Below are 14,263 nucleotides of genomic sequence, written 5' to 3'. Positions count from 1 at the left end.
TAAAACCTAAGACACATTAAAGAAACGATACTCTAAGAGGTTTAAGCTTAGAAATAATATTTTAAGTTTACACCAACGTCATGGTTGTAATTGCTTCTTTCATGACGACGAGTTGTCGTATCAAAGAAACGATATTCAACAGCTAAATCCACATTGTAGTAGATTGGGTATGCAACGCCAGCGATTGCGTGCCATGCAAACTGATTATCGTTTTTATGGTATCTATGTTGTGCATAACCAGCATAGTTATAATGACGCTCATTTTTAATGTGAGCATAACCAATACCAACGCCAACATAAGGAGCCATAGTCCATTGCATGTCGAAATCGTAGAGGACATTAACCATTGCTGCCCATGTATCGCGGTGTCCACGATGACGATGGTTAGCTACTAAGTCACCATTGTGATAATGGTGGCGTTTTTTGCCCTTGTTATATCTGTAAGCAACTTCAGCTTCTAAATGGAAGCGATTGCACCAGCGGTATCCCAGATCTACAGTGCCGAAATAGCCTGTATCGTATTTACCTCTATGTTTTTTAGCATGTTGGAGAAAGTTTGCTGCTCCAGTTGCACCTACATAAAAGCCTTCCATGTCTACTGCTTTCACGCACTGCGGCACGAGAAAAGCGGCAAACAATATTGTTAATAGAACAAATTTTTTCATAACGAGTTCCTTGGTTACGTTGTTTTAAGGATGTCTCAACAACTGGTGAACATACCCTATGTTATTAAATTTTTCAATAGAGAAAATTAGTTTTTTTTCCTGCAGTACAATCTTTTCTTAAAAAAAACCTAATTTTTTATAAAGTAAATATCATTTAATATTTTTTTAAATGGCTTAAATCTTATTAATAATCAAAGAGATAAAATATCTCTATTTGGCTACTCTCTCTCCTCATAATTTTTTTTCATGGCGGGGATAAAAGTTTATTGCTTATGAAACTTTCTATAGCTATCAATAAAATTGAGGGTATAAGATAGGGAGAGAATTGAGATCCTCCAGATCTAAATTGGTCTCTAACGCGTAACCTAAATCCATTGGCTAAGTTTTAAAAGGAATTATGAAAAAGAACATAGGCACTGCTGATCGAATTTTAAGATTTACTTTAGCCTTTTTATTGGGCGGATTTGCCTTTCAATTTAAAAGCTGGCTTTTAGGCGTCATGGCTCTGTTTACCCTTTATGAAGCATTAGCAAGCTGGTGCATACTTTATCATTTGATAGGAAAAAACAGCTGCTCTCTGCCTACAAAGCCTAAAAGCAAGTAAGCCCTCTAGCTATTTTAAAACAAACTTAACAAAACGTTTACCTAAATATTTATAATTATATGCTTTTGAGCCGCTCTTTATGTAGTCACCTAATTAATCAAAAGCTTGTTTTTATGGTGAGAGTCAGCTTGGAAAAGGGTTAATATCTTTTGTGGATATGCAGACCTAGTTTCTTTAAAAGGTATTAGGAAGCCTTTTTTATCTTAAGCATGTTAAAAATTGTTATCTTAACACAATACAGCCCCTCCTCTAGCTGAAGAATCACTTTGTATGATGAATAAAAGCGATAAAGGAGAACTTCCTATCCTAGAATTTTTAAGTAAAAGATTATTAGAATATATAGCTTAGATTAAAGAGGCTTGAAAACAATTTTTTAAAGACTTTTCTTGATTTGCAGAAAGCATAAAACTTTACTATGCACTACCTAGCATGGCAACAGCTTTAGTTCTCCAGGCTGCATAATCAAACAAGCTTTAATTTTTCTCAATTTGGCTATAGATTTCTGCAAAGTAAAAATTATTATAAAATCATCACGCTCTCAAATTTAGCTCAACAAGACCTTTTTTGGTAAGCGGTCACAGGGATAAAACTGTTTAAGCTTTTGATTTGCAGAAGATAATGTAAATCAGAAAGTCGTGCAAATAGGAAAACCAGCTATTTACAAGCATTTTTGGCTTTGCAGATGCCCGCAGAATCGCATCTAAAGCTGGACTTGCCCCGTGGCCGCTTATCTTTTTTTGTTATATAGGCTCTTATGAATTTCAACTACATGATTTAGAACTTCTTATGAGAGATTAGGTATTACCTAATTTACATTTTTTAAGTTATTTTTTACATGCAATAGTAGCTGCTTTAAGGTTTATTATGTATTAAATTTGATAATGAATTGTGCTAATTTTCTACCTACATTTAGCACATCTTCTTGATCTTTGATATTTTTTAAATTTCCTTCTTCGCTAAATGCTAGATGTGCTTGTGAGATGGATTTCTGCTGAGGAATTATATAACAAAAAATATTGCAAAACATGGAACGTACATGCACAAGTCCCCGCATACCGCCAAGCTGCCCTGGGGAGGCACTCAAAAGAGCAACTGGCTTTTCAAAAAAACAGGATAGGAAAGGCTCGTTCTCTTCCGCTTTTCTGGAAGTCCAATCGATGACATTTTTCAAAACCGCCGGTATTGAGCTATTATATTCCGGGGAAGCAATCAGAAATCCATCATGTTGAACCATTAACTTTTTAAGTTTTAAAGCATTTTCTGGCAGACCTTGTTGATCTTCAATATCCTGATCATAGAGAGGTAAGGGGTAATCTTTTAAATCTATAAGAGTGACTTCGGCTTCAGCCTGCTGAGCGCCAGCTGCCGCAATTTTAATCAGTTTCTTATTTAGAGAGTCTTTGCGCAAACTGCCCGCGAAAGCTAAAATTCTAGGTTTTTTAGACATATCCATTACCATTTATAATTTCATTAACATCATACTTAGTCGATTAACATATAGAATGTTTAAAAAGCTGTCATCAGATTAATCTAATGACAGCTACGAAAAGAATCAAACAGCAGGCTTAATTAACGAGGACAGGGAGTGGGGCAGCCTGATTTTCCGCATATATGCTTATAGTAATATTTGGGAACATATTTAACATGACGATCGGAAACCCATTTTTTGCTTGGTATACATTCTTGAACATCATAGCATTCGGTTTCATATTTACAAACAGTCTCGGTATAATACTGAGGAACCATTCTACATTTCTGAACTTCGGTGTATTTTGGTACTTGGCGAGTACATTTTTTTGTACGGTATTTATTCTCTGTTACACAACGTTTGGTATAATAATAACAAGGCTCGTAATGAACATATTTACACCAGCATTCGCCAGTAGGGGCATCTGCTGCTCTATCTGCACAAGGGTGATCTTCTCCCTCGATAGAACAGGAGCCTGGATGCCAACGGCGGCCATCATGGCTCCAATAATGCTCTTCGGTGGTATTCTGATTGTTCTGATTCCATTCTTGCCCTTTTTGAGAGCTAGAAGCTTGGCTCTGAGCAAAGGCTGCGCCAGCAGAAGTAGCTCCGGACGTCTCTTGTGCATAGCTATGCGAAGCAACAAAGAGACCACACATTACCAAACCTGTGAGCAAAAGTTTCTTCATATTATAATCCTCCGAACATTTTTGAATGTTTGCGTCTACAGAATTTATCCTTTCTGTGAACGAATAATAATCTTTTCGCTTTGGCTGCACTTTGCAGCTTTTTGCGGCTAAAGTTTTATCAAACCTCACTTTCATTTTTTTTAAGTTTTGTGTAAATATTTTTTTTAACAATTTAAAAAAAAATTATTTATGTGATTGCCTTTATACCGATTGAAGAAAACAATTGATTCCGCGGCCCTATCCTTATCAGAAGATTACGTAATGTTAACCTTTTTTAGAAAATAGATAACTTGTATAGCTTCAGCAATTCAGGGAAAGGATTGGACCATTTAGTAACAACGGCTAATTAAGCGCTGTTAATGGGCTAGATTTTAATTCAAAAAGCTCTATTGAATGATTGGCTTTGATCGGGAGAAATTTAGCAGTTTTTTATTTTTACTCCCTTTATCTATCTTTTTAAAATTAAGATATTGCTAAAGGCATTGAAATACAGTAGTTCTTACAGGTTTAAAAACAATTAAAAAAACATCTTACATGAAAAAAGATGTTAGATAAGCTATATATGTATACCGCTGACGCACTAAAAGATATTTCCGATGATATGAAATGGGTAACGCGTGTTCCAGAACAAATAGGAGCAGCCTACGAGCTTGTATCTAGTTTTTCTAAAGAGGAAATGGAAAAGCTGTCTGCCGATTACTGGGCCGTTGAATTAGGTTCTATCTATGCAGGAATTCCTCAAAGGTGGCTTTTAGTCTATTCTGAATAAGCTTTTATAAGGGAAAAGAAAACTTTAGATAGGCAAATAGAAAAAGAGCTGCAAGCAAAAGTCAAAGAATTAAAGCAGCTTGCCTCAAAGGCTTTTGATTGCGAAAAAGATGCTAAAGCAGCCTTGAGAGCTTTTGAAAAAAAACTTAAATATCATCGTCTAGACAAAATAAATACTATTCAAAACGAAGCAAGCAAGAACCTGGCAGGCCTAAAAAAGAGCAAGCTTTATTAATCCAGTATAGAATGGAGGCAGCCTTAGCAAAAGATGAGCAAAAAATTTCCAATAGCTTACAAAGAAAAGGAAAATTTATCCTGGCCACTAATGAGCTGAATGCCGAGCTTCTTTCAAATGATGATCTGTTAGACAATTATAAAGGCCAACAATCGGTGGAAAGAGGATTCCGCTTTCTCAAAGATCCCTTATTTATGACTTCTTCGGTATTCCTTAAAAATGAGCAAAGGATTATAGCTTTAGCTATGATTATGTGTCTTTGCTTGCTAGTTTATACCCTTACCCAGCGCCATTTACGTCAACAATTAGAAAAGCTGTCTACCTCCATTCCTAATCAATTAGGAAAATCTACAAACATGCCTACCCTGCGCTGGATTTTCCAAGTTTTTGAAGGTGTACACCTCTTAATCAAACGTACTCCTGAGGGTATAAAAGAGTTAATCCTTAATCTAAATCCTAATATGAGGCATATTTTGCAGGTTTTAGGCCCTCCTTTTCAGAAATTATATGCTAATGGTAATTAACTTGCGGAATGTGGGCAACATGTACGTTTAACATTCTTCCTGGAAAAACTTTTAAAGAACTCCATCCCACTGCTACGTGAGAGATCTTTAAGGAAATGTGCCGTGCTTGGATAGGTTCCTCCGTTAAAGGAAATCGATAGTTTATACTATTAACAGCAATGCTAGTATAAGTATTTTCAGGAAGGTTGCTACTGACCAAATCTGATACTTGGGTATTGGTTAGACCAGTAAGTGGTTGCTCCTGATTAAAATGATAGATTGATGACATTTTCTATCTCTTTTTAATAGTTACATTTAACGTTTAATTTTAATTAATATAATCCTCCTTGTTATTCATTAAATTTTTTTAAGTACTTTAAGTCTTTAAGTTATACTTTGCCTCTTCTCCCTTACAATAGTCTCTCAGTCTCTTCTGTTTTTGAAAATGCATAAACAGGGCTAATCGTTTTGTGCAAGTTTGCATAATTATTAAAGATTTCTTAGTATGCTGCGTATTCCTATTGCTGTGTTTCTTGCTATAGTTATTGCTTTTTTGTCTGTTGAAGCTTCCACCTGTACAGAGTTACAATCTTCAGAGATATAAATCTCCAATTTTATGCCTCTTGCAAAAATTGCTTTCAAATCACTCACCGCTCTTTTCTCCTCTTCTTCATCAAGCTGGGGATCACCTAGTAGATAGTCTGCTACTAAATTTGCATTCACTATTCTGGGGGTATCGCGATAACGTTGGCTTGCTGCTTCAGTATTAAACTGTTGAAGAAAAAATGCTTTTGCCGTTTCCCGCCCCACAGACAGTGTTGATCTTCGTAAAGTGATTTTTCGCGCCTTTAATGGTTGTTCTTGCCCAAAAAAAGAATGATTTAATGTTTGGACCATTACACTTGAAAAAGTACCTTCTGGAACATGTGCGGCAATCAACTCTCCTACTATACGCTCGGCTCTACGATTGGGTAATTCTGCGAAATTAATTCTTTGTAGACTATTAATATTCATGCCAGCCCCCTTTGTTTTTTTTATGGTAAAGGGCTTTTTGATAAGCCCTGTTTAAGTAAAAGGATTCTTTCCATTTAATTTAATTTTCTATATAAAATATTGTCAATATTTTTTGGATAAGTAGCTCAATATTTGTGCTTTAAGTCAGAGTTTTTTTTCTTTTTTTTAATTCAAAAAAGTTAACTTTTTTATCCGAAACTAAATAATTTTTTAGTTTCCTTAAGTGAAAGCGCAAAGCCCTTTGCAAAGCTTCTTGGTTTCCATCTTGGATGCTTCAAAAATATAATAATTTCGTGGTTCTCTTAAGGGATTTTATTTGAAAGCTTTTTCTTTTAGACTTCCTTCCCACTATACTTTTCCCATGCATCCAGCTAGACCATGTGTTAGGTGAGCTCTTAAGCTTAACTTAAGTTCCGTCTTAAGCTTGTTCTATTCGGTGTTATCATAAAAATAAATTCATACCATTAGCTTATAGCTTAGAAAAGTCCTGCCTTGGAAGCCTTTTAAGTTTTATACTGCTACCTTTTCTTTGCAGTTTTATTTTCTTCTTTATCGCTTAGTCTGAACGGCTCTGTAGTGATTAACATTCGATATTTGATTATAGAAAGTTTTCTCTATACAGCTACAGAAGCTTTACGGACAAGTTTTAGTCCTTATGCTTTTAACTTGCTTCATAGCTTGGTCTTAGGAAAATACCGCTGTGGCTGATTTTATAAGTAAAGACCGTATCTCTTAAATGCCTGCATTTGGAAATTCCTCCCTACTTATTGATTTCACCGAGGAATACTGTTATGGAGTTATTCCAAAATAGGCTCTCACATTTTTAGACTGAGAAAACTTTGTGGGGTCACCTATAGACATTTTAAAGGTTCTCGCTGTAATTAAATCTGTTCTCGGGATTGTTTGTAAGAGCAGAATGTTAGCATCGGCATTACCAATTTTTTGGGGTTTTTCTTCAAGTTTAGCAAGTTGCCTTTCTATCGTCTCACATGTACCCAATAAAGTTTTAATAGACAATTGGACCAGTGGCAAAAATTTTCTTAGCTTGCTCCTCATACAACAAGCTTAAGACGGAACTTAAGTTAAGCTTAAGAGCTCACCTAACACATGGTCTAGCTGGATGCATGGGAAAAGTATAGTGGGAAGAAAGCCTAAAAGAAAAAGCTTTCAAATAAAATCCCTTAAGAGAACCACGAAATTATTATATTTTTGAAGCATCCAAGATGGAAACCAAGAAGCTTTGCAAAGGGCTTTGCGCTTTCACTTAAGGAAACCAAAAAATTATTTAGTTTCGGATAAAAAAGTTATTTTTTTTGAAACTAAAAAAAAGAAAAAAAAACTCTGACTTAAACCTCAAATATAGAGCTACTTATCCAAAAAATATTGACAATATTTTATATAGAAAATTAAATTAAATGGAAAGAATCCTTTTACTTAAACAGGGCTTATCAAAAAGCCCTTTACCATAAAAAAAACAAAGGGGGCTGGCATGAATATTAATAGTCTACAAAGAATTAATTTCGCAGAATTACCCAATCGTAGAGCCGAGCGTATAGTAGGAGAGTTGATTGCCGCAAATGTTCCAGAAGGTACTTTTTCAAGTGTAATGGTCCAAACATTAAATCATTCTTTTTTTGGGCAAGAACAACCATTAAAGGCACGAAAAATCACTTTACGAAGATCGACACTGTCTGTGGGGTGGGAAACGGCAAAAGCATTTTTTCTCCAACTGTTTAATACTGAAGCAGCAAGGCAACGTTATCGCGATACTCCCAGAATAGTGAATGCAAATTTAATAGCAGACTATCTACTAGGTGATCCCCAGCTTGATGAAGAAGAGGAGAAAAGAGCGGTGAGTGATTTGAAAGCAATTTTTGCAAGAGGCATAAAATTGGAGATTTATATCTCTGAAGATTGTAACTCTGTACAGGTGGAAGCTTCAACAGACAAAAAAGCAATAACTATAGCAAGAAACGCAGCAATAGGAATACGCAGCATACTAAAAAATCTTTAATAATTATGCAAACTTGCACAAAACGATTAGCCCTGTTTATGCATTTTCAAAAACAGAAGAGACTGAGAGACTATTGTAATGGAGAAGAGGCAAAGTATAACTTAAAGACTTAAAGTACTTAAAAAAATTTAATGAATAACAAGGAGGATTATATTAATTAAAATTAAACGTTAAATGTAACTATTAAAACGGAAGTTCCATTTTTTTTATAAGGTTAAAGTGTTTAATTATTTTATTATTAAAGCTTTATGGCTTTTTTATAAAATTTTGTAGTCACCAAAATTTTAATTAAAATTGTTTTTAATATTTACATAAATCTTTTTATTAGTGTATTTTGTAGGTATGCATATAGTGAAGTCAAAATTTAAATCAGCTGCCGGCAAAGTTTATGAAACAATTTTGCTACGAGAATCCTATAGAGAAGGCAAAACCGTCAAAAAACGCACGGTGGGTAATCTATCCAATTGCACACCTGAAGAAATTGCTGCTATCGAGTTAGCTTTAAAACATAAAGGTAATCTCCAAGCTTTAACCTCGTGTAGTGGAGCCACAATGCAAGAGGGATTATCTGTCGGTGGCGTATGGGTGATCTACCAAATGGCTAAACGTTTAGGAATTGTGGATGCACTTGGCAATAGCCGAGAAGGTCAGCTCGCGTTGTGGCAAGTGGTAGCACGCGTATTGGAGCAAGGCTCAAGGCTTTCTGCCGTCAGGTTGGCAGAAACGTATGCCATTGCACCTGTAATTGACTTGCAAAAGGGCTTTAACGAAGAAGATCTTTATAAGAATCTTTTGTGGTTATGCCAAAGCCAAGCCTCTATCGAAGATCGATTATTTACTAAAAGTTTTTGCAAGAAACCTCCTCACTTATTTTTGTATGATGTCACTAGCTCGTATTTAGAAGGCGAGAAAAACGAGCTTGCCGATTGGGGTTACAACCGAGACAAAAAGAAAGGTAAGAAGCAAATTGTGATAGGCTTGCTAAGTTCAGCCGATGGCACACCCGTATCAACCGAAGTGTTTAAAGGCAATACCCAAGATACTTCTACCTTCCATGCTCAGATCAAAAAAGCTAAAGAACGCTTTAAATGCGAGAAAGTCACTTTTGTAGGCGATAGAGGGATGATTAAAAGCGGGCAGATCGAAAATTTACAAGAGCAGGGTTTTCATTATATTACCGCTATGACAAAAGCTCAAATAGAGACCTTAATGAAAAAAGGTGTGATCGAATATACGCTATTTGATAATAACTTGGCTGAAGTCAAAGAAGATGGGATAAGATATATTCTTAAGCGCAATCCTGTGCGCGCCCAGGAAATCGCCCATTCTCGTCTCAGCAAGCTAGCTAGCATTGAAAAATTGGTCGCTATGCAAAATGCCTATCTACATGCGCATCCCAAAGCACAGGTAGAAGTAGCGCTGAAAAAAATTAAAACTAAAATCGAGCGTTTAACGCTTAAAACTTGCGTGACAGTTAGCGCACAAGATAGAAGTTTATCTGTATGCCTCAATCAAGAAATACTAGCTGAGGATGCTAAGCTAGATGGTTGCTATGTGATTAAAACCGATCTTGCTTGCGAAGAAGTGAGCATGCAAGAAGTACATGATCGTTATAAAGATTTAGCTAGAGTAGAATCAGCTTTTAGAACAGTAAAAAACGATCTTGAGATACGGCCAGTCTATGTACGTTCAGAAGAAAGTACAAGGGGCCATGTTTTAATTGTAATGTTAGCCTACATGATTATCAGAGAACTTGATAAAGCCTGGAAGGACCTTTATTTAACAGTAGAAGAGGGCTTGCGCAGTTTATCTACTTTAACGCTAATAGAATGGACAGTAAATGATGGCTTAAGTTTTCAGCAAATCCCCGAACCACGTCACCAAAACAGACAAATGCTTGAAGCCTTAAAAGTAGAGTTACCAAAAGTTTTACCAAAGAATCATGCGCATGTAGTCACTAGGAAGAAGCGCCGATAATTCACTTAAATTATTAATAATCAACAGCTTGATTGCTACCGATTGTTTCTAAAAAAGTGGAACTTCCGTTAAAAAGAGGTAGAAAATGTCATCACTCTATCATTTAAATCAGGGGCAACCACTTACTGGTCTAACCAATACCCAAGTATCAGATTTGGTCAGTAGCAACCTTCCTGAAAATACTTATACTAGCATTGCTGTTAATAGTATAAACTATCGATTTCCTTTAACGGAGGAACCTATCCAAGCACGGCACATTTCCTTAAAGATCTCTCACGTAGCAGTGGGATGGAGTTCTTTAAAAGTTTTTCTAGGAAGAATGTTAAACGTACATGTTGAGGAGGGAAATCTTCTTAATACAACTTTAATAGCATGTCAAATCTTGGGAAATCATGCTGGAAATAGCTACCTAGAAGCGAGAGGATTAAAAGAAATTAAAAAAGCATATAAAGAATGCTACAATATTACTCTCATCATCTCAGATGATTGCAATTTCTGTGAGTTAACTCTAAAGCAGCAAAGATTTTACATCATAGCCAGACAAGCCGGACAAATAGCTCAAACTACCCTCGCACTAAGTTTGGCAATAGCCCCTTTTGTTCCTATAATTTTGCTCTAGTTGTTTAGAAGAATTACTATTTTTAAAAGGAGTTAAAGTTATGCATCCAATAAATGCTTATACAGATTATCAAGTAAATGCTTATACAGGCTATCAAGTCCAACCAGTTCAAATAATGAGAGCTGAGGAGATACAATCAGAACTGGAACTGTTTTTAGATAATAATGGAATTATCTCAGTTTCAGAATGCCAAAAAAAAACGTGTGAAGAATTGGCTGAGTTTTTTGAAGTACAGGTTAATGAATTTAGCAAGGGGGCTGAAGCTGCCAAAGCTATTTTGAATGACACGAAAAATAGCTTAGACTATTCGCAATGTATGTCCGAAGCCGAAAAAAATGTAGAAAACATGAATAACATCTTGAATGCTCTTCGCAATAAACAAGCCTCTGTTACAATTTTTGAAACGCGCTATGAAGAAATAAAGAAAGCTCTTCAGGCTATGCGTTCCACCATTCCTTTAGGCCAAAGTATATTTTTAAGAAAAGATATGGAAATGATAAATACAATTCGTTCTATTCCGCAAGAAAAAGTTTACACTTCACTACCCCACGGCAATTTTTATGAACCACAAGTCCCTACATTGACTTTAGCGAGTTGGTTTCAAAAATACTTCCTTAATAAATGCTACGAGGGAGTAAGTGTGGGGCGTAAACTCGATCGCATTTATAGCCATGAGTTAAATACGATGTGCACGCTGATTGGTTTGAAAAAGAAGAAAACCAAAGAAGATGAAGCGCATGACAAAAAACCGTTTACTACTTCTCCTAAAAAACAAATTAAAGGATCTAGCACCACAACAGAAAGTAGGAAAGAGGCACATCAAATTGGGCGACCTTTATCCAATTTAATGACAGCAGTGTCTACAAAAGCATCTTCAGTGTTTTCCTTTAAACTAGGGAAAGAAAAAAGGCATGGTAAAGAAATGATTCTGGAAGATAAAAAAATATGGCAAGAAAACACTCTAGCCCATATCAAGCACGATTTATCTGAAATGCTAGGCAAATGGAACTACTCTCATTTTGAAGTAGGAACTTCAGAAGACCTTATTAACAAATATCACATCTCACCCGATTTAGCAAGTGAAGCAGACTATATCATACTTTTTCATAAAAAGTATGAATAGCTTTAATTAGACACCATCTAACACCATCGATATTTACCGATATTCCAAAAACTCAGCTTATTGAATTTCTTGTGTGGAAAAAAATAAGCTGAGTTTGGTTAAGATTCTTATCCTAGGCGCTACATAACCTAACAGGCACAGGCTACCTGACAGCCATTAATTCTGTCTGCTGTAACTTATCTAACATCTTTTTTCACGTAAGATGTTTTACAGTAGGCCTCTTTGGAAACCGTAATAAAATGCAAATTTTAGTAAGATGGTGACTCAATATCTAAAGGAGGCACCATGAAGTTTGATAAGATAGAGAAATTAGATGATGAGCGATTTAGACGATTGACAGGGGTCAAGCGTACCACCTTTAATAAGATGGTGCAAATTTTACAGGAAGCCGATAAGGCCAAGAAGATTAAAGGTGGTCGTAAATATAAACTAAGTCTAGAAGACATGTTGTTGATGGCATTGGAATATATGCGCGAATATAGGACCTATTTTCATATTAGCCAAAGCTATGGAGTTAGTGAAAGCTCAGCTTATAAAGCGGTGAAATGGATTGAAGATACGTTAATCAAGCATCCAGATTTTGCTTTACCGGGACGTAAAGAACTGTTGAAAAGCGATACGGAAATATGAGGTTATTTTAAATGATGCTACAGAAACGCCTATTGAGCGCCCTAAAAAAAACAAAAGCTCTATTATTCAGGGAAAAAGAAAAAACACACCCTAAAGACGCAGCTTGTAGTCGATAAAAAAAGCAAGAAAGTGATTTGCATTTCCTATGGTAATGGCAAAAAGCATGATTTTAGGCTATTTAAAGAATCCCAAGTTAAAATCCATCCATAAATAAATAAGGACACTTGTCATTAACTGGCATTTAACCTAATCTTTTTTCTGATTAATATTTTTTATCAACACCTTCATTTATTGTTATCTGGGTTCTTGTTTCAATTCCAATTTCACTTTTCAATAACGCGGCTATAACATAATTTTTCTCCTTATATTGTTCAATAATCTTTTCATATTCATTGACTAAGCGTAATGTCCTACCCACCGAAAAAGCTGCTTCTTCTGTAGACATACCTTTTTGTTTGCATAGCAATATTTGCTTGAAAGTGGATATATACCTTTGTATCGCCGGCAAAGAGTGTTTTGTTTCTCTGCTCACCTGCTGAACAGTCTTTTGCTCAATAAAGAGCTTTTCAATGATCATTGTTTTGTGAGTTAAAGTAGGGCCTATATCATGGATAGATCCTCTTCTGGGAAGAACCTCACGGTTTTCTAATTCCCACTCCTTAATATATTTGCCTACGCTGTGGGGTGATATCTTTAACAAAATAGCTAATTCTGCGTGGGTTAAGCAACCTTCTTGATCAAAAGCTTGCTTACACATCCGCGCCACAGCTTCTTTTTTTATAACCCTTAATTTTTTCCCTTTGGCTCTTTCTAAAGCATCTTGCGAGCTTACCAAATCTAAAATTACCGTTGTTAAACGTGTATTTTGAATAGATTTTCCATAAGATGAAAATTCGTTGCGGTGGACTGTCGGCCATGTAACTTGTCCCGGCTGCATATGAGAGGTCTGCGGATAAAATTGATGCACCATATCCGCTATTGATTTAACCAGTACTTGCCTTGTCCTTGTTCCTCCTAGCTGCGGGCACTCATGAGAAAAAAATGCTTCCAAAGCACCTTCAAAGCATTTAAATGCTTGAGGGCAAAATGTAGCATGGTTAGCATCGATGTTTTTCTTCATGGCAGCCTCCGCTCGTTCCTGATAGAGTCGTTCGACGACATCATTCTTTTTTTTTCATCTTGAGCGTGATAATATTGGGCACCAACTATATGAACTTCCTCCAATCTTTGTTTAAAAAAGGCTTTATCTTTAAACTCTTCATATAGCAGAGAAAAGGTTTTGGTAGCATAGATGGAAATTCCTACCGTTAAGGCTATTTCAAACTCATTGAAATGTTTGCTTTTAAGAAAGGCTACTCTTTTAAACTTCTGTAGATAGTTTTCCACAGCTTCTATGCTATGCTTAATATGCTGGGCAATAGCCACAGGCTCTTTGCCCTCCAGCCAAAGCCGTATGGCAATAGCTCTATGGCTGACACCAGGGCCTATATCTTTTTGTTGACCTCGGGTGGGTAATAAGATGCCTATTGTTCTAAGCTCTTTAATATCTCTTCGAATGGTTCTTATATCGCACATTAATAATTCTGCTAGGTCCTCTTGCGTTAAGTATCCTCCTTGCTCTTTAGCTTCTTCAGCTATACGCACAAGTCTTCTCCTTCTTAGCTCAACACTTCTATCTTTATTATTATCTTGGGAAAAATTTCCTTTGTCTCGTTGGTCAAACAACGTCAAAACTACAGGTAACATCTTGCACTCTTTTAAAGATTTGCCAGCTCCTTCTTCAGCTGCTACACAATGATATTTAATTTGCCCTGGTTTTAAATGGCTTTGGTTAAGTTCGGAAAAGTACACTTCCTCAATCAGACCTACTAAAATTTGAGCTTCCCAAGGACTAATTCCTGTTCCTTGAACAGCCAAATTTTTCATCTGCTGATGGATGTTTTTGATTTGAAGT

At 36.0% G+C, this 14,263-nt stretch carries 15 protein-coding genes and 1 pseudogene; 8 read left to right on the top strand and 8 right to left on the bottom strand.

Annotation, left to right across the window (positions count from 1 at the left end; translation table 11 throughout):
• Positions 1 to 47 precede the first annotated feature (47 nt).
• A complete protein-coding gene (locus tag TY21_RS03555) occupies positions 48 to 665 on the bottom strand; it encodes an outer membrane protein (RefSeq protein WP_042240946.1) in 618 nt (205 codons plus the stop codon).
• Positions 666 to 1,062: 397 nt separating this feature from the next.
• Between TY21_RS03555 and TY21_RS03550 the strand changes: the two genes are divergently transcribed.
• Complete coding sequence (locus TY21_RS03550; RefSeq protein WP_042240947.1) at positions 1,063 to 1,269, top strand: DUF2892 domain-containing protein; 207 nt, start codon at positions 1,063 to 1,065, stop codon at positions 1,267 to 1,269.
• An 862-nt stretch (positions 1,270 to 2,131) separates the two neighbouring features.
• Here TY21_RS03550 and TY21_RS03545 read toward each other — a convergent pair.
• Both TY21_RS03545 and TY21_RS03540 read right to left on the bottom strand, forming a co-directional pair.
• Positions 2,132 to 2,716, bottom strand: a complete 585-nt coding sequence (locus tag TY21_RS03545) for an NADPH-dependent FMN reductase (RefSeq protein WP_042240950.1) — start codon at positions 2,714 to 2,716, stop codon at positions 2,132 to 2,134.
• A gap of 122 nt (positions 2,717 to 2,838) precedes the next feature.
• The gene (locus TY21_RS03540; protein WP_130589520.1) at positions 2,839 to 3,426 is read right to left on the bottom strand and encodes a hypothetical protein; all 588 of its coding nucleotides are present in this window, start codon (positions 3,424 to 3,426) and stop codon (positions 2,839 to 2,841) included.
• Positions 3,427 to 3,970: 544 nt separating this feature from the next.
• On the opposite strand from TY21_RS03540, the gene TY21_RS03535 reads away from it, so the two are divergent.
• Entirely contained in the window at positions 3,971 to 4,195 is a 225-nt protein-coding gene (locus TY21_RS03535) for a hypothetical protein (RefSeq protein ID WP_130589519.1), read from the top strand.
• 149 nt (positions 4,196 to 4,344) lie between these two features.
• Complete coding sequence (locus TY21_RS03530) at positions 4,345 to 4,953, top strand: IS1634 family transposase (protein WP_130589518.1); 609 nt, start codon at positions 4,345 to 4,347, stop codon at positions 4,951 to 4,953.
• Here TY21_RS03530 and TY21_RS03525 read toward each other — a convergent pair.
• The 3 genes from TY21_RS03525 to TY21_RS11815 form a co-directional block, all read right to left on the bottom strand.
• Entirely contained in the window at positions 4,940 to 5,221 is a 282-nt protein-coding gene (locus TY21_RS03525) for a hypothetical protein (RefSeq protein ID WP_042240957.1), read from the bottom strand. The two genes, TY21_RS03530 and TY21_RS03525, sit on opposite strands and share 14 nt — an antisense overlap.
• 200 nt (positions 5,222 to 5,421) lie before the next feature.
• Positions 5,422 to 5,946, bottom strand: coding sequence for a hypothetical protein (locus TY21_RS03520; RefSeq protein WP_130589517.1), 525 nt, complete (start codon positions 5,944 to 5,946; stop codon positions 5,422 to 5,424).
• 789 nt (positions 5,947 to 6,735) lie between these two features.
• Entirely contained in the window at positions 6,736 to 7,002 is a 267-nt protein-coding gene (locus tag TY21_RS11815) for a transposase (RefSeq protein ID WP_042243563.1), read from the bottom strand.
• A 433-nt stretch (positions 7,003 to 7,435) separates the two neighbouring features.
• On the opposite strand from TY21_RS11815, the gene TY21_RS03510 reads away from it, so the two are divergent.
• From TY21_RS03510 to TY21_RS03490, 5 genes and pseudogenes are all read left to right on the top strand, one after another.
• On the top strand, positions 7,436 to 7,960 hold the full coding sequence (locus tag TY21_RS03510; RefSeq protein WP_130589516.1) for a hypothetical protein: 525 nt from the start codon (positions 7,436 to 7,438) through the stop codon (positions 7,958 to 7,960).
• 342 nt (positions 7,961 to 8,302) lie between these two features.
• Positions 8,303 to 9,937 carry an IS1634 family transposase gene (locus tag TY21_RS03505; protein WP_130589515.1) on the top strand — a complete coding sequence of 545 codons (1,635 nt, stop codon included), beginning with the start codon at positions 8,303 to 8,305 and terminating at the stop codon, positions 9,935 to 9,937.
• An 85-nt stretch (positions 9,938 to 10,022) separates the two neighbouring features.
• Positions 10,023 to 10,556 carry a hypothetical protein gene (locus TY21_RS03500; RefSeq protein WP_042242140.1) on the top strand — a complete coding sequence of 178 codons (534 nt, stop codon included), beginning with the start codon at positions 10,023 to 10,025 and terminating at the stop codon, positions 10,554 to 10,556.
• A 40-nt stretch (positions 10,557 to 10,596) separates the two neighbouring features.
• The gene (locus TY21_RS03495; protein ID WP_042242142.1) at positions 10,597 to 11,679 is read left to right on the top strand and encodes a hypothetical protein; all 1,083 of its coding nucleotides are present in this window, start codon (positions 10,597 to 10,599) and stop codon (positions 11,677 to 11,679) included.
• Positions 11,680 to 11,964: 285 nt separating this feature from the next.
• Positions 11,965 to 12,516: pseudogene (locus TY21_RS03490) on the top strand (transposase family protein); the annotation flags it as partial.
• Between the two features lie 55 nt (positions 12,517 to 12,571).
• Here the strand turns inward: TY21_RS03490 and TY21_RS03485 are convergent.
• Positions 12,572 to 13,429 (bottom strand): DUF1670 domain-containing protein, encoded by an 858-nt coding sequence (locus tag TY21_RS03485; RefSeq protein WP_130589514.1) that lies wholly within the window; start codon positions 13,427 to 13,429, stop codon positions 12,572 to 12,574.
• Complete coding sequence (locus tag TY21_RS03480; protein ID WP_130589513.1) at positions 13,426 to 14,235, bottom strand: DUF1670 domain-containing protein; 810 nt, start codon at positions 14,233 to 14,235, stop codon at positions 13,426 to 13,428. Before TY21_RS03480 ends, TY21_RS03485 begins: the two co-directional genes overlap by 4 nt.
• Between the last annotated feature and the right edge of the window lie 28 nt (positions 14,236 to 14,263).

Origin of the sequence: Neochlamydia sp. S13 (assembly GCF_000648235.2) — a bacterium.
GTDB lineage: Bacteria > Chlamydiota > Chlamydiia > Chlamydiales > Parachlamydiaceae > Neochlamydia.
This window is presented reverse-complemented; position numbering and strand designations above follow the sequence as displayed.

Bases quoted from the DNA above. Each gene is read 5' to 3' on its own strand.
- TY21_RS03555 (WP_042240946.1), bottom strand. From the start codon at position 665: ATGAAAAAATTTGTTCTATTAACAATATTGTTTGCCGCTTTTCTCGTG.
- TY21_RS03550 (WP_042240947.1), top strand. From the start codon at position 1,063: ATGAAAAAGAACATAGGCACTGCTGATCGAATTTTAAGATTTACTTTA.
- TY21_RS03545 (WP_042240950.1), bottom strand. From the start codon at position 2,716: ATGTCTAAAAAACCTAGAATTTTAGCTTTCGCGGGCAGTTTGCGCAAA.
- TY21_RS03540 (WP_130589520.1), bottom strand. From the start codon at position 3,426: ATGAAGAAACTTTTGCTCACAGGTTTGGTAATGTGTGGTCTCTTTGTT.
- TY21_RS03535 (WP_130589519.1), top strand. From the start codon at position 3,971: ATGTTAGATAAGCTATATATGTATACCGCTGACGCACTAAAAGATATT.
- TY21_RS03525 (WP_042240957.1), bottom strand. From the start codon at position 5,221: ATGTCATCAATCTATCATTTTAATCAGGAGCAACCACTTACTGGTCTA.
- TY21_RS03520 (WP_130589517.1), bottom strand. From the start codon at position 5,946: ATGAATATTAATAGTCTACAAAGAATTAATTTCGCAGAATTACCCAAT.
- TY21_RS11815 (WP_042243563.1), bottom strand. From the start codon at position 7,002: ATGAGGAGCAAGCTAAGAAAATTTTTGCCACTGGTCCAATTGTCTATT.
- TY21_RS03510 (WP_130589516.1), top strand. From the start codon at position 7,436: ATGAATATTAATAGTCTACAAAGAATTAATTTCGCAGAATTACCCAAT.
- TY21_RS03505 (WP_130589515.1), top strand. From the start codon at position 8,303: ATGCATATAGTGAAGTCAAAATTTAAATCAGCTGCCGGCAAAGTTTAT.
- TY21_RS03500 (WP_042242140.1), top strand. From the start codon at position 10,023: ATGTCATCACTCTATCATTTAAATCAGGGGCAACCACTTACTGGTCTA.
- TY21_RS03495 (WP_042242142.1), top strand. From the start codon at position 10,597: ATGCATCCAATAAATGCTTATACAGATTATCAAGTAAATGCTTATACA.
- TY21_RS03485 (WP_130589514.1), bottom strand. From the start codon at position 13,429: ATGAAGAAAAACATCGATGCTAACCATGCTACATTTTGCCCTCAAGCA.
- TY21_RS03480 (WP_130589513.1), bottom strand. From the start codon at position 14,235: ATGAAAAATTTGGCTGTTCAAGGAACAGGAATTAGTCCTTGGGAAGCT.